This window comes from Streptomyces sp. NPDC056231, from assembly GCF_048270745.1.
Classification (GTDB): domain Bacteria; phylum Actinomycetota; class Actinomycetes; order Streptomycetales; family Streptomycetaceae; genus Streptomyces.
Genome location: NZ_JBLVKW010000009.1, coordinates 60955 through 80960, shown reverse-complemented (window position 1 = coordinate 80960; position 20006 = coordinate 60955). Strand labels below are relative to the sequence as shown.

At 69.8% G+C, this 20006-nt stretch carries 20 protein-coding genes and 1 pseudogene; 12 read left to right on the top strand and 9 right to left on the bottom strand.

Features of this window, described 5'->3' with window-relative positions; translation table 11 throughout:
* Nucleotides 1-69 precede the first annotated feature (69 nt).
* Nucleotides 70-2202: an FUSC family protein gene (locus tag ACNPQM_RS10495; RefSeq protein WP_418083796.1), complete on the top strand. Its 2133-nt coding sequence runs from the start codon at nt 70-72 to the stop codon at nt 2200-2202.
* Nucleotides 2203-2224: 22 nt separating this feature from the next.
* On the opposite strand, the gene ACNPQM_RS10490 is transcribed toward ACNPQM_RS10495, so the two are convergent.
* Nucleotides 2225-2698, bottom strand: a complete 474-nt coding sequence (locus ACNPQM_RS10490; protein ID WP_418083795.1) for a hypothetical protein — start codon at nt 2696-2698, stop codon at nt 2225-2227.
* 261 nt (nt 2699-2959) lie between these two features.
* Here ACNPQM_RS10490 and ACNPQM_RS10485 point away from each other — a divergent pair, with 261 nt between their 5' ends.
* Nucleotides 2960-3202, top strand: a complete 243-nt coding sequence (locus ACNPQM_RS10485; protein WP_037690973.1) for a DUF397 domain-containing protein — start codon at nt 2960-2962, stop codon at nt 3200-3202.
* 60 nt (nt 3203-3262) lie between these two features.
* Here the strand turns inward: ACNPQM_RS10485 and ACNPQM_RS10480 are convergent, their stop codons facing one another.
* The gene (locus ACNPQM_RS10480) at nt 3263-3787 is read right to left on the bottom strand and encodes an ATP-binding protein (protein WP_418083794.1); all 525 of its coding nucleotides are present in this window, start codon (nt 3785-3787) and stop codon (nt 3263-3265) included.
* A 305-nt stretch (nt 3788-4092) separates the two neighbouring features.
* Between ACNPQM_RS10480 and ACNPQM_RS10475 the strand changes: the two genes are divergently transcribed.
* From ACNPQM_RS10475 to ACNPQM_RS10450, 6 genes are all read left to right on the top strand, one after another.
* Complete coding sequence (locus tag ACNPQM_RS10475) at nt 4093-4974, top strand: helix-turn-helix domain-containing protein (protein ID WP_358858796.1); 882 nt, start codon at nt 4093-4095, stop codon at nt 4972-4974.
* 54 nt (nt 4975-5028) lie between these two features.
* Complete coding sequence (locus ACNPQM_RS10470) at nt 5029-6486, top strand: aldehyde dehydrogenase family protein (protein WP_418083793.1); 1458 nt, start codon at nt 5029-5031, stop codon at nt 6484-6486.
* A 103-nt stretch (nt 6487-6589) separates the two neighbouring features.
* Nucleotides 6590-7141 carry a DinB family protein gene (locus tag ACNPQM_RS10465; RefSeq protein WP_358858794.1) on the top strand — a complete coding sequence of 184 codons (552 nt, stop codon included), beginning with the start codon at nt 6590-6592 and terminating at the stop codon, nt 7139-7141.
* 18 nt (nt 7142-7159) lie between these two features.
* Nucleotides 7160-7801, top strand: a complete 642-nt coding sequence (locus ACNPQM_RS10460) for a PadR family transcriptional regulator (RefSeq protein WP_358858793.1) — start codon at nt 7160-7162, stop codon at nt 7799-7801.
* Nucleotides 7802-7895: 94 nt separating this feature from the next.
* On the top strand, nt 7896-8834 hold the full coding sequence (locus ACNPQM_RS10455) for an ATP-binding cassette domain-containing protein (RefSeq protein ID WP_418083792.1): 939 nt from the start codon (nt 7896-7898) through the stop codon (nt 8832-8834).
* Complete coding sequence (locus tag ACNPQM_RS10450) at nt 8831-9643, top strand: ABC transporter permease (protein WP_418083791.1); 813 nt, start codon at nt 8831-8833, stop codon at nt 9641-9643. Before ACNPQM_RS10455 ends, ACNPQM_RS10450 begins: the two co-directional genes overlap by 4 nt.
* A gap of 8 nt (nt 9644-9651) precedes the next feature.
* Here the strand turns inward: ACNPQM_RS10450 and ACNPQM_RS10445 are convergent, their stop codons facing one another.
* From ACNPQM_RS10445 to ACNPQM_RS10430, 4 genes and pseudogenes are all read right to left on the bottom strand, one after another.
* Nucleotides 9652-11076 carry a glutamate decarboxylase gene (locus tag ACNPQM_RS10445; protein WP_418083790.1) on the bottom strand — a complete coding sequence of 475 codons (1425 nt, stop codon included), beginning with the start codon at nt 11074-11076 and terminating at the stop codon, nt 9652-9654.
* 97 nt (nt 11077-11173) lie between these two features.
* Nucleotides 11174-11797: an NAD(P)H:quinone oxidoreductase gene (gene wrbA / locus ACNPQM_RS10440; protein ID WP_358858789.1), complete on the bottom strand. Its 624-nt coding sequence runs from the start codon at nt 11795-11797 to the stop codon at nt 11174-11176.
* 104 nt (nt 11798-11901) lie between these two features.
* Nucleotides 11902-12405: pseudogene (locus ACNPQM_RS10435) on the bottom strand (chloride channel protein); the annotation flags it as partial.
* Nucleotides 12372-12512, bottom strand: coding sequence for a hypothetical protein (locus ACNPQM_RS10430; RefSeq protein WP_418083789.1), 141 nt, complete (start codon nt 12510-12512; stop codon nt 12372-12374). The gene ACNPQM_RS10430 and the pseudogene ACNPQM_RS10435, both read right to left, overlap by 34 nt.
* 155 nt (nt 12513-12667) lie before the next feature.
* Here ACNPQM_RS10430 and ACNPQM_RS10425 point away from each other — a divergent pair, with 155 nt between their 5' ends.
* The gene (locus ACNPQM_RS10425) at nt 12668-13426 is read left to right on the top strand and encodes a MerR family transcriptional regulator (RefSeq protein WP_418083788.1); all 759 of its coding nucleotides are present in this window, start codon (nt 12668-12670) and stop codon (nt 13424-13426) included.
* A 55-nt stretch (nt 13427-13481) separates the two neighbouring features.
* Here the strand turns inward: ACNPQM_RS10425 and ACNPQM_RS10420 are convergent, their stop codons facing one another.
* The gene (locus ACNPQM_RS10420; protein ID WP_358858787.1) at nt 13482-13847 is read right to left on the bottom strand and encodes a YbjQ family protein; all 366 of its coding nucleotides are present in this window, start codon (nt 13845-13847) and stop codon (nt 13482-13484) included.
* Nucleotides 13848-13993: 146 nt separating this feature from the next.
* On the opposite strand from ACNPQM_RS10420, the gene ACNPQM_RS10415 reads away from it, so the two are divergent.
* On the top strand, nt 13994-14710 hold the full coding sequence (locus ACNPQM_RS10415; protein WP_418083787.1) for a DedA family protein: 717 nt from the start codon (nt 13994-13996) through the stop codon (nt 14708-14710).
* A gap of 29 nt (nt 14711-14739) precedes the next feature.
* On the opposite strand, the gene ACNPQM_RS10410 is transcribed toward ACNPQM_RS10415, so the two are convergent.
* The gene (locus ACNPQM_RS10410) at nt 14740-16449 is read right to left on the bottom strand and encodes a threonine/serine ThrE exporter family protein (protein WP_358858830.1); all 1710 of its coding nucleotides are present in this window, start codon (nt 16447-16449) and stop codon (nt 14740-14742) included.
* 256 nt (nt 16450-16705) lie between these two features.
* A complete protein-coding gene (locus tag ACNPQM_RS10405; protein ID WP_037691000.1) occupies nt 16706-17200 on the bottom strand; it encodes an inorganic diphosphatase in 495 nt (164 codons plus the stop codon).
* Nucleotides 17201-17286: 86 nt separating this feature from the next.
* Here ACNPQM_RS10405 and dacB point away from each other — a divergent pair, with 86 nt between their 5' ends.
* Nucleotides 17287-18783, top strand: coding sequence for a D-alanyl-D-alanine carboxypeptidase/D-alanyl-D-alanine-endopeptidase (dacB, locus tag ACNPQM_RS10400; protein WP_418083786.1), 1497 nt, complete (start codon nt 17287-17289; stop codon nt 18781-18783).
* A 49-nt stretch (nt 18784-18832) separates the two neighbouring features.
* Complete coding sequence (locus tag ACNPQM_RS10395; RefSeq protein WP_358858784.1) at nt 18833-19966, top strand: zinc-dependent metalloprotease; 1134 nt, start codon at nt 18833-18835, stop codon at nt 19964-19966.
* The last annotated feature ends 40 nt before the right edge of the window (nt 19967-20006 follow it).

Sequence of the window (20006 nt, the reverse complement as noted above, 5' to 3'; positions counted from 1 at the left end):
GGGCGGCGCCTCTCGGTCGACCGGATGACCGGAAATCCCCATAAGGGGCATTCCGACTAGGCTCGGTCCATGGGCTGGCTCCGGGCGCTGAGGGAGACCGCCCGCTCGGGGCTGACGATCGAGCGGCGGCGCCTCGAACCGCTGATCGCGATCCGTGGCGCGGCCGGACTCGCCCTGGTCATCGGGGTCGGCCTCGCCTTCTTCGGGCCGGTGGTCGCCGCCAGTTCCGCGTTCGGTGCGTTCCAGGCGGCCATCGCCACCTTCCAGCGCAGCTGGCGCCCTCGGCCCGTCCTGGCCCTGGTCTCCGGTGCGAGTCTCGCGGTATCGACGTTCCTCGGCTATCTCACCGGCGTCCATCTCCCGCTGTTCATGGTCCTGCTGGTCCTCTGGACGTTCCTGGCCGGGCTGGCCTGGGCGGCCGGGCCGACGGGCGGCATCATCGCCGCATCCAATGTCGGCATCATGCTGGTCACGATCACCCTCCCCACCTCCGTCGCCCAGGCTTCCCTGCACGCTGTGATGATCGCGTTCGGCGGAGTCGTCCAGGCGGCGCTGATCGTCCTGTTTCCGGTACGCAGATGGGGCGCCCAGCGCGACGCCCTCGCCGGCGCACTGGCGGCGGAGGCCGACTACGCCCGCAGGCTGCGCCACGACCCGGTCGCCACGTTCGACCCGGTCCCGCTGATGACCGCCCGCAGCGCCGCCGCCGTCACCCCACGCCAGGCCCGCCACCGCCCCGCCGAACTGCATGGCTTCCGCGGCGTCGCCGAACGGATCAGGCCGGTGCTCGCCTCGCTCGCGGACCCGGCAGTGGGCGCCCCCGCCGAAGGTCCGGAACGCGACCGGGCCCGCGAACTCCTCGCCGCCGCAGCCTCCGTACTGGACGCCGCGGCCGGCGCCATCCGGCACGGCACCCCGGTGCGTCTCCCCGCCCCCGCGATCGCCGCCCTGAAGACCCCCGACACCGGGGCGATCCTCACCGGATCCGCGCGCCGTGCCGCGCGCCGCCTCAGCGCGCTGCTCGCCGATGTCATCGAGACCGCCGAGGGCGACGGGACGAAGGAGGACCGGGTGGAGGCCGATGAAGCGGCCGACACGATCGCGCCGCACCGCCGCCGCCCCACCCTGCTGCGGCTGGTCCCCGTCGTCCTGCGGACGATGCGCGCCGAACTGCGCCCCGGTTCGCCGATCCTGCGGCACGCCGTCCGGGTCACAGCCGTCGTCGCCGTCGGCTATCTCATCGGCGTCGCCCTGCCGTTCGGGCACGGCTACTGGGCGCCGATGGCCGCCATCATGGTGATGCGGCCGGAGTTCGCCCAGACGTACGCCCGAGCCGCGGGCCGGTTCGGCGGCACGATCGTCGGGGTCTTCGTCGCCACCGTCATCGTCCGGACCGTCCATCCCGGCGCCGGCCCCGCCGCCGCGCTCGCCGTCGGCTGCGCCCTGCTGATGTACCTGCTGATGCGCACCGGGTACGTGGTCGGCCAGGCGTGCGTCTCCGCGTACGTCGTCTTCCTGCTCGGCATGGCGGGCGACGTCTGGTCGCAGACCGTGGCCGAACGTGTCGTCCTCACCCTGGTGGGCGGGCTCCTCGCGATGATCTCGTACGCCGTCTACCCGGCCTGGGAGACCCCTCGGCTGCGCAACCGACTCGGCGACTGGCTGGCGGCCGGCGGGCGGTACGCCGCAGCAGTCGTCGACCAGTACGCGGATCCGGGGGAGCGCGGCCCCGAGGACGTCCGTGCCGCGCTCCTTGCCTCCCGCGAAGCCCGCGTGGCCTGGCAGGAGGCGGTCGCGAGGGCCCAGCACGAGCCCGTGCGCCACCGCGGCCTCTCCCGCACGGCCGCCGAGGACGCCCAGCACGCCCTCGCCCAGCTGGGCCGGGCCGGGATGCTGATGGAGGCGCACCTGCCGGAGGGCGATGCCGCTCCGGTCCCCGCCGCCGCGCAACTCGCCGCCGCGCTGCGCCGGGCCACCGAGCGGGGCGCGAAGGAGGTGCGGGAGCGCCGTGCACCGCACTGGGACGCGGTCCGTGAGGCGCTGGAGCGGTGGGACGAGGAGGACCGGCAGCGCGGGCGGACATCCGACCCGGTCGTACGGAACGGGGCCGGTCTGCTGCTGGAGTCCCTGGAGGAGTTCTCCCAGGCACTGGACGGCAGCGCGGGCCCCCGGCCCGAAACGAGCGGTGCCGGACGGAGCTGAACGGTCCGGCAGCGCTCCCGCGTCACGGGGTGGGCAGGCCCGGCAGTCCCGTCGGCAGCGTACCCGGCTCCGTCTTGGCCAGCGTGTCCTTGCCACCGGCGTCCCACTGAACGACGAGCGTCTTGCCGTCGTTGGACGCGATGGCTCCCATGGTGCGGGCGGTGTCGCCGTCGGTGCACTTCAGCGCCAGCATCACCTTGCCCATGTCCTTCACCTCGCCCGAGCAGACGTGGGCGTCGGCGACGAGCGCGGCCTTGCCGGCGGTGACCGACAGGGCGACGGCCTTGCCGTCGGTCACCCCGGCCCATGTCCCGTCGAGCGCCGCGGCGTCTCGCGCGGAACCGCTGTCGCTGCCGTCGGCCGGTGCCGAGGCGGGACCGTCGGCTGCGCCCTTGTCCGAGTCGCTCTTCCCGCTGTCACTGCCGCAGCCCGTCAACGCGACCGCGGCGGCCAGACCCGCGACGACGACGGCGCCGGTTCGTACGAGTGAGTGCACCTGAAATTCCCCCTTGTTGACGAAAGACCGCCCAAAGTTACCAGGGAGTTCCGATCCATTTACGGGGCAACTCCTGCTGCCGGGAGCCAAATAGACGCTCTGTTCGTCTGTCTCTCCGTGAGAGCGGGCGGGCGGACGACGGTAAAGCTGTAATCAAGAGAACACCCCGCGTGCACGTGCATCTGCTCATGCATCGGCATATGAACACGGCTATGATCCGAACCAGTTGACACTTGCACCTTGCAACTCGGGGAGCGTCCTGTGCACCACGTGTACAACGGCATGGCCGCCACAGAGCTTCGCGGAGTCGTCTGGCAGAAGAGCAGGCACAGCAACTCCCAGGGATCCTGCGTGGAGTTCGCCAAGTTGCCCGACGGTGATGTGGCGATGCGGAATTCACGCCACCCCGACGGGCCCGCCCTGGTCTATACACCGGCCGAGATAGAAGCGCTGCTGCTCGGCGTGAAGGACGGGGAGTTCGATCATCTGATAGCGGGCGGCTGACCGCCGTCCAGGCGGAAAGCGCAGGCCGTGTGCGGGGAACGCCGCGCCGGGCCGCGTGCGTCAGACGGTGTCGGAGAGCCGGAACAGCGCCCAGACCACCTTGCCGCGCAGGGCCTGCGAGCCCGCGGCCGGATTCTCCGGACCCAGTGCGGGGGACGGGTGCCAGCCCCAGCCGTCACTGAACGACTCGACCAGGAACAGACCGCGGCCCGACTCCGCCGAGTCCGCCGCCTCGGAAGCCACCGGACTCGCCTGACTGGGGTCGCGCACCGCGCACACCAGACGTGACGACCAGTGCATCAAGTGCAGCTTTACCGGAGCCTCCTGGGGGTCCCCCAGGACGTCGTCGGGCAGTGCGTGGCGCAGCGCGTTGGTGACGAGTTCGGAGACGACCAGGGCGACGTCGTCGAAACGGCTGCTCAGCTCCCACCGGGCCAGCGTCGCCTTGGTGAACTGGCGGGCCCCACCGACGGCTTCGTACCGGGCCGGCAGGGTGCAGGTGGCTGATCCGGAGGCGGCTGAGGGATCGGCGGGGGGAAGCCCCTGCCTTAACGGCCCGAGCATCGTCGATCCATTCGTCCCCATGCGAGGCACTCCCGGGATTCGCGGCTGTAGCGGTACTGCGGTGGTACAGCGGACAACACGAACGAGCACGCAGGTGCGCGGGGCCCATGGTTCCGAATGCGCTGAGCAGATGCAAGGGCAGATGCACGTGCACGCGCCGGACCTGTCCGACCCCGTGCTGGTTCTTGCTCATTTCTCCCTGCAGACAGTTTCATGGCTTTCCGGAAGTCTTCTCATTTCTGTAATCGAACGAGTACGGGCCGAAGCGTTTTGATGGCAGAATCCGGCTCTTGGGGTTCAGGGGGTGCCCCGATGCCCAGGAAGCGATGGGGAGGGTTGGACCAGTGGCGGCAGGCGAGTCGAGTGGATCTGTGGTGCGGCGCATCCTGCTGGGCTCTCAGCTCAGGCGGCTGCGCGACTCACGCGGCATCACCCGCGAGGCGGCCGGCTACTCCATCCGTGCTTCCGAATCGAAGATCAGCCGCATGGAGTTGGGACGGGTGAGCTTCAAGGCCAGGGACGTCGAGGACCTGCTCACGCTCTACGGGGTCACGGACGAGGTGGAGCGCGACTCGCTCCTCGGTCTGGCCCGCGAGGCCAACGTGGCGGGCTGGTGGCACAGTTACGGAGACGTGCTGCCCGGCTGGTTCCAGACGTACATCGGTCTGGAGGGGGCGGCCTCGCTCATCCGGATCTATGAAGTCCAGTTCATCCATGGCCTGTTGCAGACCGAGGCCTATGCGCACGCCGTCGTCTCCCGCGGTATGTCCGGCGCCCCCGCTGCCGAGATCGACCGCCGGGTCGCGCTCCGGCTCGAGCGGCAGAAGGTCCTCGTCTCCGAACGCGCTCCGAGTTTCCACGCCGTGCTGGACGAAGCGGCACTGCGCCGCCCGTACGGCGAACGCGAGGTGATGCGCGCGCAATTGCGTCATCTGATCGAAATGTCGGAACACCCGAACATCACGCTTCAAGTGATGCCCTTCAGTTTTGGCGGGCATGCCGGAGAGAGTGGTTCCTTCACGATGCTGCGATTCCCGGAATCCGACCTGTCGGACATTGTCTATTTGGAGCAGCTGACAAGTGCGCTCTATCTGGACAAGGCCGAGGAAGTCGCCCAGTACGAAAGGGCGATGACGCGGCTCCACGACGAAAGTCCGGGTCCCGAAGAGAGCCGCGATCTGCTCCGCGGGCTTCTCCAACTGTCCTGATTCATCAGTACGATGACGTATCACCAGGAGTCTGCACCTGCAGTAAGGGATCGCATGTCCTTCTTCAACGAGCTGGCCAGCCAGTACATCGACGGTGAGTGGCGGACCGGCACGGGCTCGTGGGACATCATCGATTTCAATCCGTACAACGGGGAAAAGCTTGCCGCGATCACCGTCGCCACCGCGCAGGAGGTCGACGAGGCCTACCGTGCCGCCGAGCGCGCCCAGCGGGTCTGGGCCAACACCAACCCGTACGAACGGCGCCTCGTCCTCGAACGCGCCCTGCGTATCACCGAGGAGCGCACCGAGGACATCGTCGGGGCGATCGGCGACGAACTGGGCGGCACGCGGCTCAAGGCGGAGTTCGAGATCCGCTGCGCCAAGGACTTCCTGCGCGAGGCGATCCAGCAGGCGGTGCGCCCCGAGGGGCGGATCCTGCCGTCCCCGCTGAACGGCAAGGAGAACCGCGTCTACCGGCTGCCCGTCGGCGTCATAGGCGTGATCAGCCCGTTCAACTTCCCTTTCCTGGTGACGATGAAGTCGGTCGCACCGGCCCTGGCGCTCGGCAATGCGGTCGTCATCAAGCCCAACCAGAACGCTCCCGTCGTCGGCGGCGGACTGATCGCCAAGATCTTCGAGGACGCCGGGCTGCCCGCCGGACTGCTCAACGTCCTGGTCACCGACATCGCCGAGATCGGCGACGCGCTGATAGCGCACCCCGTGCCCAAAGTGATCTCCTTCGCCGGCTCGGACCGGGTCGGCCGCCATGTCGGTGCGACCGCGGGCGGTCTTCTGAAGCGGGCCATCCTCGAGCTCAGCGGCAACAGCGCCCTGGTGGTGCTGGACGACGCGGACATCGACTACGCGGTCGACGCGGCCGTCTTCAGCCGCTTCGTCTACCAGGGGCAGGTCTGCATGGCCGCCAACCGCATCCTGGTGGACCGCTCCCTCGCACCCGAGTTCACGGAGAAGTTCGTCGCCAAGGTGGCGGCGCTCAGAACCGGCGACCCGCGTGACCCCGAAACCCAGATCGGCCCGGTCATCAACACCTTCCAGGCGGACGCGCTGACCGCGCTGGTCGACCAGGCGGTCGCCGAAGGCGCCACGGCGCTCGTGCGGGGCAGCACCCGCGGCAATCTCGTCGAGCCGACCGTCCTCACGGGGCTCACGGACGACTCGCCGCTGCTCGCTCAGGAGATCTTCGGTCCGGTGGCGCTGCTGATGACGTTCGACGGCGAGGAGGAGGCCGTACGGATCGCCAATGACACTCCGTACGGGCTGAGCGGCGCCGTGCACACCGGGAACGCCGAGCGTGGGGTGCGGTTCGCGCAGCGCATCGTGACCGGAATGTTCCACGTCAACGACTCCACGATCGCGGATGACCCGTTGGTGGCGTTCGGCGGCGAGAAGTTCTCCGGGACCGGGCGGCTGAACGGCGACGCCACTGTGGAGGCGTTCACCACCCAGAAGTGGATCTCGATCCAGCACGGCCGGACCGAATTCTCGCTCTGATGCCCGCCAGTTGAGGACGGAAGCTGTCCGCAAGGATCCGTAGCTTGGTCGGTGTCAGGAAGACACCGAGCCCAGGCTCGAACGGTCCCGAAGGGCGGACATCATGGTCACTCACGTTCCCGCAGGCGTTCACGGCGACGAGCGCGGCGTGCTCCTCTCCTTCGTCGAGGCCCAGCGCGGCGCGATCCGGCGCTCGCTGCTCGGGCTCACCGAGGAGCAGGCGGCGAGCCGGCCGAGCGCCAGCGAACTCTCCCTCTCCGGGCTGCTCAAGCATGTAGCGGAGACCGAGGTGAACTGGCTGTGCCTCGCCCAGCAGCGCCCCAACGAGAATGCCCGCACCGAGGAGACCTGGGGGGACAGCTTCCGGCTGGTCGGGGACGAGACAGTCCCGCAGATGCTGGAGTTCTGGGCGAAGGCCGCGGCGGAGACCGAGGAGTTCATCCGCTCGGTGGAGAGCATGGACGACACGTTCCCGCTTCCCGAGGCGCCCTGGTTCCCGAAGGGTGAGCGCTGCTCGATGCGCTGGCTGGTCGTCCATCTCGTCGAGGAGATCGCCCGGCATGCCGGCCACGCGGACATCATCCGGGAGTCCCTGGACGGCCGGACCGCTTTCGAGCTGGTCGCCGAGGAGGCGGGCTACCCTAGTCAAAGTTGAATAGGAAGGGTGAGTGGGATGTCCGCGATCCGGCTGCTGGTCCTCGGTGCCGTACGTCAGCACGGCCGGGCGCACGGCTATCAGGTCCGCAACGACCTGGAGTACTGGGGCGCCCACGAGTGGTCCAACGCCAAGCCGGGCTCGGTCTACCACGCCCTGAAGCAGATGGCGAAACACGGGCTGCTGATCGCCCATGAGATCGCCCCGAGCACCGCGGGCGGCCCGCCCCGTACCGAGTACGAGATCACCGAGAAGGGTACCGAGGAGTACTTCTCGCTGCTGCGCGCGGCGCTGACCTCGTACGACCAGAAGATGGACGTGCTGTCGGCGGGCATCGGCTTCATCGTCGATCTGGAGCGGTCCGAGGCGGTCGCGCTGCTCAAGGAGCGGGTGGCGGGGCTGGCGGCCTGGCGGGCGTCGGTCACCGAGTACTACACGCCGGAGGCCGGGCCCGGATCGCTCGGTCACATCGGCGAGATCATGAACATGTGGGTTCACTCGGCGGACGCGGGAGCCGAGTGGACCCTGGGGCTGATCGAGCGGATCGAGGGCGGCGCGTACACCTTCGCGGGAGAGGGTGATCCGTTCGTCGGAGTACTCGCCGAGGGTGAGGAGAACCCGTACGCGACCGGTGTCCCGGATCCCGGGGATCTCGACTAATCAAGTTTGACGAATGGGTCGGCTCCGGTTACCTTCCCCATCTAGTCAAGTTTGACTAGACGTCTTGTTGTGGCGACGAGAGGGTGTGGCGAGGGTGGCGGACGCGATCGTTCTCGACGATGTGCACAAGAGGTACGGGGGCAAGCGCGCCCTGGACGGCCTCGATCTCACGGTCGGCCGGGGCACGGTGCACGCCGTGCTCGGCCCCAACGGCGCGGGCAAGACCACGGCCGTACGCATCCTGTCCACGCTGCTCCGCCCCGACGGGGGCCGGGCCGAGGTGGCGGGGTTCGATGTGCGGAGCGAGGCCGGTGAGGTCCGGCGGCGGATCGGGCTGCTCGGGCAGCACGCCGCCCTCGACGAGGAGCTCGGCGGACGGCAGAACCTGGAGATGTTCGGCCGGCTGTACCACCTGGGCGCACGCCGGGCGGGTGTGCGGGCCGACGGACTGCTGGCCCGATTCGGGCTCGCGGACACCGGCCGCAAGCCGGTCAAGGAGTACAGCGGTGGTATGCGCCGGCGGCTCGATCTGGCCGCCTCCCTCATCACCGATCCCGAGGTGCTCTTCCTGGACGAGCCGACGACCGGACTCGACCCGCGCGGACGCGCCGAGGTGTGGTCGTCGGTGCGCTCCCTGGTCGGAGGGGGCACGACCGTCCTGCTGACCACGCAGTATCTGGAGGAGGCCGACCAGCTCGCGGACCGGATCTCGCTGATCGACGGCGGCCGGGTGGTTGCGGACGGCACCGCCGACACATTGAAGGAGCGGATCGGCGGGGACCGTATCGACGTCGTCGTCCGTGACGCATCCCAACTGGGCTCCGCGGCAGCGCTTCTGACGGGCGGCACGGTCCTTGACGCCGACCGGCGGCTGATCGGGGCGCCCGTCGGGGACCGGATGGCGACGCTCACCCGGACGCTGCGGGCGCTGCAGGAGGCAGGGATCGAGGCGGAGGACATCGCGGTGCGCCGCCCCACCCTGGACGAGGTCTTCCTGGCGCTCACGGGCGCAGACACGGAGGTTGCCGCATGAGTGCCATCGGTACGCGCACCAGCACGAGCGCGGTCGGCTGGGTGCTGGCCGACTCCTGGACGATGACCCGGCGCGAACTCGCCCACTGGGCGCGGCAACCGGTGCAGCTCGTCGTCGGCCTGGTCTTTCCCGTGATGCTGCTGCTGATGTTCACGTATCTGGTCGGCGGCGGCCGAGGCGTCGACGGCGACCACGCCGAATTCCTGGTGCCCGGCATGCTCGCGCTGACCATGGCGTTCGGCCTGGAAGCGACCATGCTCGCGGTCACCCAGGACCTCACCAAGGGCGTCATCGACCGGTTCCGCGCCATGCCGATGGTTTCCGGTTCGGTGCTGGTCGGCCGGAGCGTCGCGGACATGCTCCAGTCGGTGGCGTCGCTCGCGGTGATGATCGGCGTCGGCTATGCGGTCGGCTGGCGCTGGCACAACGGGGTCACCGCGGCGCTGGGCGCGGTCGGTCTGCTCCTGCTGTTGCGGTTCGCGATGCTGTGGGCGGGCATCCAGCTGGCGATGGTCGCGGGGAAGCCGGAGATGGTGCAGGCGGTGCAGATCCTGGTCTGGCCGGTCGGCTTCCTCTCCAACGTCTTCGCGACGCCGGCGTCGATGCCGGGCTGGCTGGGCGCGGTCGTCGAATGGAACCCGATGTCGGCGACGGCCACGGCGGTCCGCGGGCTGTTCGGCAACCCCGGCGGTTCCGAGGACTCCTGGGCGTCCGTCCATGCCGAACGTCTCGCGGTGGTCTGGCCGTTGGTGCTGATCGCGGTGTTCTTGCCGCTGGCGGTGCGGAGGTTCGCCCGGCTCGGCCGCTAGCCCCTGACTCAGTGATGGAACGCCGTCGGGACCTCCCGGTCGTGGCTCAACGGATGCCGCTGGGAGCGCAGGTCGGGCAGGAGCAGGCGCAGGTCCTCCATGAGCAGTTCCGCGAGGTCCGAGGAGAAACCGTTGCGGCACACCACCCGGAGCACCGACAGGTCCTGCCGGTTGGCGGGGAAGGTGTACGCGGGCACCAGCCAGCCGTGTTCGCGCAGCCGCCGTGACACGTCGAAGACGTCGTACGCCCGCACATCGGGCGCGGTGGTCAGCGCGAAGACGGGCAACTCGTCGCCCCGGGTGAGGAGGTGGAAGTCGCCCAGCTTCTCGATCTGGGCGGCGAGTGTGCTCGCCACATCGCGGGACGCCTGCTGAACGGCCCGGTAGCCCTCCCGCCCCAGCCGCAGGAACGTGTAGTACTGAGCCACCACCTGGGCGCCGGGCCGGGAGAAGTTCAGCGCGAAGGTCGGCATGTCGCCGCCCAGGTAGTTGACCTGGAAGACGAGTTCCTCGGGGAGTTCGGCGGGCGAGCGCCAGAGCGCCCAGCCGACGCCCGGGTAGACCAGGCCGTACTTGTGCCCGGAGGTGTTGATGGACGACACCCGGGGAAGCCGGAAGTCCCATACCAGGTCCTCGTCCAGGAACGGTGCCACCATCGCCCCGGACGCACCGTCGACATGGACGGGGATGTCGAGCCCGGTGCGCTCCTGCAGTGCGTCCAGGGCGGCGCAGAGTTCGGCGATGGGCTCGTACGAACCGTCGAAGGTGGAGCCCAGGATTCCGACGACACCGATGGTGTTCTCGTCGCAGAGCTCGGCGGCGGCCTGCGGGTCGAGATGGAAGCGGCCGCCCTCCATGGGGACCTGCCGGGCCTCGACCTCCCAGAAATTGCAGAACTTGTCCCAGCAGACCTGCACATTGATGCCCATGACCAGATTGGGCCGGGCGGTCGCCGGGTAGCGGTCGGCGTTCCTGGCGGCCCAGCGTCGTTTGAGCGCCAGGCCGGCGAGCATGCAGGCCTCGCTGGAGCCGGTGGTCGAACAGCCCACGGCCGCCGCCGGGTCGGGGGCGTTCCACAGGTTGGCGAGCATCGCCACGCAGCGCCGTTCCAGCTCGGCGGTGCGCGGGTACTCGTCCTTGTCGATCATGTTCTTGTCCTGGCACTCGCCCATCAGTGAGCCGGCCTCGGGCTCCATCCAGGTGGTGACGAAAGTGGCGAGATTGAGCCGGGAGTTGCCGTCGAGCATCAGCTCGTCATGGACGAGTCCGTACGCGGTGGAGGGCGGCATCGGACCGTCGGGCAGTTGATGTCTGGGGGGCGCGGACGTCATACCCGCGGTCGGGTCCGCCTCCCCGAAAAACGGGTTGAGGGCGAGCTTGCGGTGCTTCTCGGACGGCCCTCTGCCGTGGTTCGAACCCTGATGGAGAGGCATCGGCGGACAGCCCTTCTCAGCTGGTGGTGGCTCTTACGGCGGTCCAGTGCCCCTTCCGGCAGACATCGGCGGTCACGGCACTGGTCGGCGCTCGGGGTCAGCTCGCGGCCGCGAGGCCGTCCTTGATGGCACGGGTGAACTTCACGACGCGATCGGCCTGCACCCGGGCGGCGGTCAGCGTCTGCTCACCGACCGGGATGTCGCCCTGCCCCGCCACGTGCGAGGTGCCGTACGGATTTCCGTCGACGAACTTCGACGGGTCCGTGTATCCGGGAGCGACGAGGATGCCGCCGAAGTGGTGGATCGTGTGGTACAGGGCGAGCAGCGTGGACTCCTGCCCCCCGTGCGTGGTGCTGGTGGAGGTGAAGCCGCTGTACACCTTGTCCGCGAGACGGCCCGCCTGCCAGAGGCCGCCCAGGGTGTCCAGGAACTGCTTGAGCTGGGAGGTGACGTTGCCGAACCTGGTCGGCGTACCGAAGATCACGGCGTCCGCCCAGACCATGTCGTCCGGCGCGGCCACGGGGATGTCGGCGGTCGCCTTCGCGTTGGCCGCCCAGGCGGGGTTGGAGTCGATGGCGGCCTGCGGGGCGAGCTCGGCGGCCCTGCGCAGCCGGACCTGGGCACCCGCCTTCTCGGCGTCCTCCGCGATCGCGTTGGCGATGGTGGCCACGGTGCCGGTGGAGGAGTAGTAGATGACGGCGACGTTGACGGACGTGGGCATTGCACAATCCTCCGTGGGGCAGGGCGACGCATGACCATACGAATGCGACGATACGGACAACTGTCGTGACCGGCGCGTCGGACGGCACCGGGAGGGGACCCGGCTCACCGCAGCGGTGTGCCGTCCGCGCGCAGCTGCATCTGCGGCCTTCCGGTCACCAACAGCCAGGCCGGCAGGGAGGCGACGCAGAGCAGCGGCAGCACTCCCGAGTCACTGACCAGCACCGCCGGCGTGAACAGGCTCAGCCAGCCCTGCCGGGTGACGGCCAGCAGGACCCCCAGCACCGCGCTCGGCACCGCGAGGGCCAACGGGACCGTGCCGACCAGCGCATGGGCGCACATGCCGAGCGCGACGCCCACGAAGACGGACGGGAAGATCCGCCCGCCCCGGAAACCACAGGTTGTGGCGATCACCAGGGCGGCTGTCTTCACCACGGCCATGGCGGCGAACTGCCCGGGCGACCAGCCGCTCGGATCGGCGCTGAGCTCCTTCACCTCGGCCAGCCCCTTGAAGAGGGTGAGATGCCCGCCGAGCGCGCCGAGCAGCCCGAGCAGCAGACCGCCGGCGGTCAGCATCAGGACCGGATGCCGCAGCGCTTGGAACGCGCGAGCAGGGCCAGGGCCGCGGCCGTCCCGACGACCAGGGCGGGCACGATGAGGAACAGCAGCCGGCGCGCCGGGGTGGTCCGGGCGAGAGCGCCGGAGTCGGAGGCCATCGGGTCACCATGACGATGCAAAAGCCGCATAACCCTCCATTGCGTCAAGGTGTGAGGGCAATTCGGGCTTGCACCTCACGTCACGTCAGGGCTCAGGCTCGGGTCTGCACCGACGCACCGACGTACAGAGCGAAAGCAGAAGGGAGCGGAGAGCCGTGGACTTTGCCGTGGGACAGGTCGCCGGGTTCGCCGGAGTCACGGTGCGGACCCTGCACCACTACGACGGGATCGGGCTGCTGTCGGCCAGCGGGCGCAGCCACGCGGGGCACCGGCGTTACAGCGACGCCGACCTCGACCGGCTGCAGCAGATCCTGTTCTACCGGGAACTCGGCTTCCCGCTCGAAGAGATCGCGGTGCTGCTCGACGACCCGGCAGCGGATCCGCAGGACCACCTGCGCCGCCAGCACGCGTTGCTGTCCGACCGGATCGCCGAACTCCAGAAGATGGCCGCCGCCGTCGAAACAGCCATGGAGGCAAGGAAGATGGGTATCAATCTCACGCCCGAGGAGAAGTTCGAGGTCTTCGGGGCCAAGGACCCGGAGGAGCATGCGGAGGAGGCGGAGCGCCGTTGGGGCTCCACCGCCACGTACGCGGAGTCGCAGCGCCGGGTGGCCCGGTACACCAAGGACGACTGGAAGCGGATGCGGGCCGAGGTCGCCGAGTGGAGCGAGGCGTACACCGCGGTGATGGAGGCGGGCGAACCCGCCACCGGGGAGCGGGCGATGGAGCTCGCCGAGGCACACCGGCTCCACATCTCCACATGGTTCTACGAGTGCACCTACGACATCCATCGTGGGCTCGGCGAGATGTACGTCAGCGATCCGCAGTTCCGCGCCTACTACGAGTCGATCGGGCCCGGGCTGGCCGAACACCTGCGGGATGCGATCAATGCCAATGCCGAGCGCCGGGCGTAACTCCGGGCACGGGGGTCGAGAGCACCTCGGCCCCCGTCGGCCCCCGTCGGGACGGTCAGGCCTTCTCGACGACGGCTGCCGTGCCGTACGCGCAGACCTCCGTGCCCGCATCGGCCGACTCCGTCACATCGAACCGCATCATCAGCACCGCGTTGGCGCCGCGCGCCTTCGCCTGCTCGACAAGCCGGTCCATGGCCTGATTGCGGGTCTGGACGAGGGTCTTGGTCAGCCCCTTCAGTTCGCCGCCGATCATCGACTTCAGCCCGGCGCCGATCTGGCTGCCGAGGTGACGCGAGCGCACGGTCAGACCGAACACCTCACCGATCACCCGGGTCACCCGGTACCCGGGGGCGTCGTTGGTGGTGACGACCAGGACATCGGACTGTGTCGTCTGCCCGCCGCCGTAATCCTCAATGCCCATCGTGTGGCACCTCCTGAGGACAGCTTTGTCCCGGTTCACCCGGTGTGCATCCCCGTGAGGTCCACTGGAACCCGGAGCCGTCATCAGGCGTTGATAGCTTTGGGCAGCCACGCAGCCGCCATCGACCGATCCTGGAGCCCGGACCCTTGAATACGCTTGCGCTCGGACCGAGCTGGCTGGACCCGGACTATCTCATCGGGCAGTTCGGACTGCTCGGTGTGCTGGTCATCGTCTTCGCCGAGTCCGGGCTGTTGATCGGCTTCTTCCTGCCCGGCGACTCCCTGCTGTTCACCACGGGTCTGCTGGTGACGACGGACAAGCTGCACACCCCGCTGTGGCTGGTCTGCGTCCTGGTGGCGCTGGCGGCGGTCATCGGGGACCAGGTGGGCTATCTCTTCGGCCGCAAGGTCGGGCCTTCGCTCTTCAAGCGCCCCGACTCCCGCCTCTTCAAGCAGGAGAACGTCGAGAAGGCCCACGACTTCTTCGAGAAGTACGGGCCGAAGTCGCTGATCCTGGCCCGCTTCGTGCCTGTCGTGCGTACGTTCACGCCGATCATCGCCGGTGTGAGCCGGATGAGCTACCGCTCGTTCATCACGTTCAACATCATCGGCGGTGTGCTCTGGGGCGTCGGGGTCACCCTGCTCGGTGCCGGGCTCGGGCAGATCGAGTTCGTCCGCAAGAACATCGAGGCGATGCTCATCCTGATCGTGCTGATCTCGGTGGTGCCGATCGCTGTCGAGTTCCTGCGCGCCCGCAGCAAGTCGAAGAAGGAAGTGACCGCCGGGGGCGGCGCAGGCCGGGGCCCGATCGTCGGCGACGGCGCCCCGTCCACGGGCCAGCGCGGCCGCCACGCCAAGCGCTGACCGCTGCTGAGGGCTGTCCCGTACCCGGGTCAGAAGCCGCGCGTCCGCTTGGCCGCGCGGCGGTTCGCCCCGCCGACTGCTCCGGGCACCCGCATGAACAGCCGGGAGATCTCGCTTCCCAGATTCACCCCGATCGCGATGGCCAGCGCCGTCGCCACCGCGGTCGACAGCGAGGCGAGCCCCCGGACCAGATCGTTCTGCGCGACACCCAGCAGACCGAAGTACGTCGCCGAACCTGGCAGCAGCGGACCGATCGCGGCCGTGATGAAGGGCAGCGACGAGGTGTACCGGTACCGCGAGAGCAGCTGCCCGAACAGCCCCACCAGCCCGGCGGCCACCGCCGTGGCCGCCACCGGTGAGATACCGCCGGTCCGGGCCATCGCCCCGTAGATCACCCAGGCCACACCGCCGTTCAGGGTCACCGCGAGCACCGTGGACCACTCCTGCTGCAACAGGATCGCGAAGGCGAAACAGAGGGCCATCGACGCCAGGATCTGCACCACCGGCCGGTCGTGGACCACGAACCGCGTCTCCGGATTGAGCTGGGCCCCCAGCTGCACTCCCAGATACAGGACCAGCAGCACCCCGGTGACGATGCCGATGAAGAGGTACATGACTTCGAGGAGCCGGGCCGCCGCGGTGATGTAGAAGCCGGTCAGGCCGTCCTGGACGCCCGCCACCAAGGCCCGCCCCGGCAGCAGCGCGAACAGCCCACCGGTGATGACTGCGGACGGCTGGATGTCCGTCGAGTGGGTGAGGGTCAGCGCGACCCCCATGGCGGCCGGGGGCATCGCCGCCACCACGAACTGGTAGAACTCCGGCAGCCCGCGCCCGGCGCAGAGCCAGGCGAACCGGTCGCCGAGCATCGCGCCGATCGCCGCCACCACGAAGACCAGTGCGTTGCCGCCGACCAGCACCGATGCCGCACCCGCCAGCCCGCCGGCGGCCAGTGTCAGCACCCAGCCGGGGTACGGATGCCGGTTGCGGCGGATCTCGGCGAGCCGCCGGTACGCCTCCTCCAGGGAGACCTCGACGTCCTCGTGGGTGATGTCGTCGATGAGCCGGAAGACGGCGGCCAGCCGGGTGTAGTCGGTGCCGCGGCGGCGTACGGTACGGCTCGCCGTCACCGGGTCGTCGACCAGCGACGGCTGGTGCGAGATCGACAGCAGGGTGAAGGTGACTGTCGGCTCGCACCGGTCGAGACCGTACGAGCGGGTCACCGCGAACATCGCGGCCTCGACGTCCTCCGCGCCCTCACCACCCGCGAGCAGCAACTCCCCGATACGCAGCGTCAGGTCGAGCACACGCGGCACCGCGGGTCCCGTGTCATCGGGCCTCTGGGCCGGCTCGGCCGCCGGCCGCTCGGCAACCGGCATCCGCAGCATCGTGCGCATCCGGTCCTGCCAGGGAGCTTCCTTGGTCAGCCGGATCATCGGCATGCCGTGCGCGGGAGTGAAGGCGGGCGGCGATTGGCTGGCGCTGTACGTGCTCGGCGGGGCGAAGGCCGAACCGATCGTGTCCGAACCCGGTCCGGAGCCGGAAGCGGAACCCGGTCCCGGGCCGGATCCGGACCCCTGCGGTTCGGTCGTCAGACCGGCCGGGAGAGCGAATTCCGAGGTGGGGTGGTCGTCCTCGGACGGCGCTGCGGGGCGCTCCACCCCGGCCGGCGGGACAAAGGCGCTGCGCGCCTCGTCGGACTGGGGCTTCTGATCCTCGGGACCGCCCGGTTCCGCCACCACTGGACCTCGCTCCTTCTTGGCTGCGCGTCTTGGGTTGCGCTCCTGCCCCAGTATGGGCACGGTCATGTGCGCATATGCGAAAGGGGCGGCACACCGGTGAGGGGTGTACCGCCCGTTCCTTGCGCCGAACTCTTCACGGAACCGCAGCGGGAACCGTAACGGCCTGCCCCACGGCAGGGAGTGGGCTCCCGACCGCGGGGGAGGCCGTAAGCGGAACCGGGCTCACGCCCGTGCGGCAGTCACGGACACCGCAGTGTCAGTGCTTGCCGCCCTGCGCCTCGAGGCGCTTGTAGGAGGCCTCGATCTCGGCCTCGGCCTCGGCGCGGCCGACCCAGTCGGCACCCTCGACGGACTTGCCGGGCTCCAGGTCCTTGTAGACCTCGAAGAAGTGCTGGATCTCGAGGCGGTCGAACTCCGACACGTGGTGGATGTCGCGCAGGTGCTCCACCCGCGGGTCGGAGGCCGGGACGCACAGCAGCTTGTCGTCGCCGCCGGCCTCGTCCGTCATGCGGAACATGCCGATGGCGCGGCACTTGATGAGGCAGCCGGGGAAGGTCGGCTCGTCCAGGATGACCAGCGCGTCCAGCGGGTCGCCGTCCTCGCCGAGGGTGTTCTCGACGAAGCCGTAGTCCGCCGGGTAGCTGGTCGAGGTGAAGAGTCGACGGTCCAGGCGGATCCGACCGGTCTCGTGGTCCACCTCGTACTTGTTCCGCGAACCCTTCGGGATCTCGATGGTGACGTCGAACTCCACGGGTGGCTCCTCCATGATCAACACATACGACTGGTGATTAAGTGTCCCCCACGGAGATGTGTGCTCGCGAAAGGGGCTGGTCAACGGTGACCGAGCCGGTGAAAAGACCGTCGATCAACCCGTTGAACGCGTTGCGCAGGCCGACCGTGGCGGGCTGCCTGGACACGGTGAACGGATGGAGCAACTGGCAGTTCACGGCAGGCTCCGCCGTCCTCGGCCTGGCGCTCGCGGCCGGCGCCGTCCTCGCCGCCGGCCCCTGGGACTCGGGTCAGCGTAAGGCCGAGCGGCAGTGGACAGCCGCCCGGGACCGCACAGGTGGCGCACATCACGAACCCGCCGTGTCCGCCGCGCCCGCCACGCCGGCCCCCGCCCCCAGTGCCCCGGCCGTCCTCGCGGCCCTCGGCACCCGGGTCGACAAGGCCGCCCCGGACGGAGCGGCGGCCGCTCTCCGCACCACCCTCGACAAGCTGCTGGACTCCTCCGCGCTCGGCACCGCCCGCACCGGCGTCGTCATCGACACGGCCACCGGCAAGCGGCTGTACGGGAAGGGGGCCGACACCGCGATGACACCCGCCTCCACCGTCAAGATCGCCACCGGCGTCGCCGCACTCTCCGCACTCGGCCCCGACCATCGCATCGCCACGACCGTCCGGGCGTCGCCGGACTCCCGCACCCTCACCCTCGTGGGCGGCGGCGACCCCACCCTCGACAAGGCGGCGCTGCGCGAACTGGCCGCCGGGGCCGTACGAGCCCTGCGCGACCGCGGGGTCGACTCAGTCCGGCTCCGGTACGACACCTCCCGGTACTCCGGCCCCGCCCGGCACCCGATCGGCCCCAACGAGAACATCGCCCCGGTCAGCGCCCTGATGCTGGACGAGGGGCGGCTCGACCGGACGGACAGCGGACCCGCCCCGCGCAGCGGCGACCCGGCCGGTGACGCCGCCCGCACCTTCGCCGGACTCCTGAACGACGCCGGTATCGGCACCCGGTCCGCCCCCGCGCGGGGCCGCGCCGCCGCCGCGTCCCGGCCGGTCGCCACACATCTCTCCGCCCCGCTGTCCGCCCTGGTCGAACGGGCCCTGACCAACAGCGACAACGACATCGCCGAGGCGTTGGCCCGGCAGACCGCCCTGGCCGCCGGCGAACCGGCCGACTTCGACGGCGCCCGACGGGCCGTCACGGCCCGGCTGAAGAAGCTGCACCTGCCGCTGGCCGGCGCGAACTTCGCCGACGGCAGCGGACTGAACCGCAAGGACAAGGTCACCGCCGGGCTGCTGGCGGGCCTCCTCGCTCGCGCCGCCGAACCCGGCCGCCCCGAGCTGCGCCCCGTCCTGACCGGCCTCCCGGTGGCAGGTTTCACCGGCACGCTCGGCAACCGGTACACCTCGACCTCGCGCGGCACCGGACTGATCCGCGCCAAGACCGGCACCCTCACCGGGGTGAACACCCTCGCCGGAACGGTCGTGGACGCACGGGGCCGACTGCTCGCCTTCGCCTTCCTGGCGTCCGGCACGACGTCACCGTCCGAGGCCCAGTCGGCCCTCGACGCCCTCGCCACGAGCCTCGTCGTCCGTACCCGATGAGCCGGTCAACAGCACACCGCGGGCGGACCCGAGCACGTACGGTTGACGCATGACGAGCATCGGTGGTGCCGAGATGGTCGACTGGAATCTCGCGGTCGCGACCGCGACCCGGCTCGTACGGCCGGGACCCGACATCAGCCGCGAGGAGGCCCGCGAGGTCGTCGCGGAGCTCCGCAGACATGCCAAGGCGTCGGAGGAGCACGTCCGTTCCTTCACCCGGATGATCCCGGAGGGGACCGAACCGGAGGACACCCCGGTCCTGGTCGTCGACCGGGCCGGCTGGATCAGGGCGAACGTCGCGGGCTTCCGCGAACTGCTCCGTCCGCTCCTGACGAAAATGGAGAACCGGCGCTCCAGCAGCCCCGGCGGTGCCGTGCTCGGCGCGGTCGGCTCCAAGGTGACCGGCGTCGAGCTGGGCATGCTGCTGTCGTTCCTGGCCTCCCGGGTCCTCGGACAGTACGAGACGTTCGCTCCCGCGAGCCGTGAGCTCCCGGCCTCCCTCAGCGGTGGTGGCAGACTGCTGCTCGTCGCCCCGAACGTCGTCCATGTCGAGCGCGAACTCGACGTCGACCCGCACGACTTCCGGCTCTGGGTCGCGCTCCACGAGGAGACCCACCGCACCCAGTTCACCGGTGTCCCCTGGCTCCGCGACCATCTGCAGGGCGAAATCCAGTCGTTCCTCGACGAGACCGACGTCGACCCGATGACCGTGCTGGAACGGCTCCGCGAGGCCGCCCAGTCGCTCGCCGGCAGCACGCCCGAGGGCGAGGAGGGCGAGGACGGCGGCCGCAGCTTCGTCGAGCTCGTCCAGACGCCCGCCCAGCGCGAGATCCTCGGCCGGCTCACCGCCGTGATGTCGCTGCTCGAAGGACACGCCGACTACGTGATGGACGGCGTCGGTCCCGAGGTCGTCTCCTCCGTCGGAGAGATCCGGGAGAAGTTCCAGCAGCGCCGGGCGCGCGGCGCCAGCCGCCTCGACCAGGCGTTGCGCAAGCTCCTCGGCCTCGATGCCAAGCTGCGCCAGTACAGGGACGGCGAGCGGTTCGTGCGCGCCGTCGTCGACGAGGTCGGCATGGACGGCTTCAACCGGGTCTGGACCTCTCCGAACACGCTCCCCACCAAGGCCGAGATCGCCAAACCGGTGGACTGGATCGCGAGGGTGCACCGTAAGGCAGAGTCGTGATCATGAGGCGGCCGATGGGGAAAGCCGGAAGAAGTACGCC

Coding starts and splice junctions, on each gene's coding strand:
- ACNPQM_RS10495 (WP_418083796.1), top strand. CDS start 70: ATGGGCTGGCTCCGGGCGCTGAGGGAGACCGCCCGCTCGGGGCTGACG.
- ACNPQM_RS10480 (WP_418083794.1), bottom strand. CDS start 3,787: ATGGGGACGAATGGATCGACGATGCTCGGGCCGTTAAGGCAGGGGCTT.
- ACNPQM_RS10475 (WP_358858796.1), top strand. CDS start 4,093: ATGGGGAGGGTTGGACCAGTGGCGGCAGGCGAGTCGAGTGGATCTGTG.
- ACNPQM_RS10470 (WP_418083793.1), top strand. CDS start 5,029: ATGTCCTTCTTCAACGAGCTGGCCAGCCAGTACATCGACGGTGAGTGG.
- ACNPQM_RS10465 (WP_358858794.1), top strand. CDS start 6,590: ATGGTCACTCACGTTCCCGCAGGCGTTCACGGCGACGAGCGCGGCGTG.
- ACNPQM_RS10460 (WP_358858793.1), top strand. CDS start 7,160: ATGTCCGCGATCCGGCTGCTGGTCCTCGGTGCCGTACGTCAGCACGGC.
- ACNPQM_RS10450 (WP_418083791.1), top strand. CDS start 8,831: ATGAGTGCCATCGGTACGCGCACCAGCACGAGCGCGGTCGGCTGGGTG.
- ACNPQM_RS10445 (WP_418083790.1), bottom strand. CDS start 11,076: ATGCCTCTCCATCAGGGTTCGAACCACGGCAGAGGGCCGTCCGAGAAG.
- wrbA (WP_358858789.1), bottom strand. CDS start 11,797: ATGCCCACGTCCGTCAACGTCGCCGTCATCTACTACTCCTCCACCGGC.
- ACNPQM_RS10430 (WP_418083789.1), bottom strand. CDS start 12,512: ATGGCCTCCGACTCCGGCGCTCTCGCCCGGACCACCCCGGCGCGCCGG.
- ACNPQM_RS10420 (WP_358858787.1), bottom strand. CDS start 13,847: ATGGGCATTGAGGATTACGGCGGCGGGCAGACGACACAGTCCGATGTC.
- ACNPQM_RS10395 (WP_358858784.1), top strand. CDS start 18,833: ATGACGAGCATCGGTGGTGCCGAGATGGTCGACTGGAATCTCGCGGTC.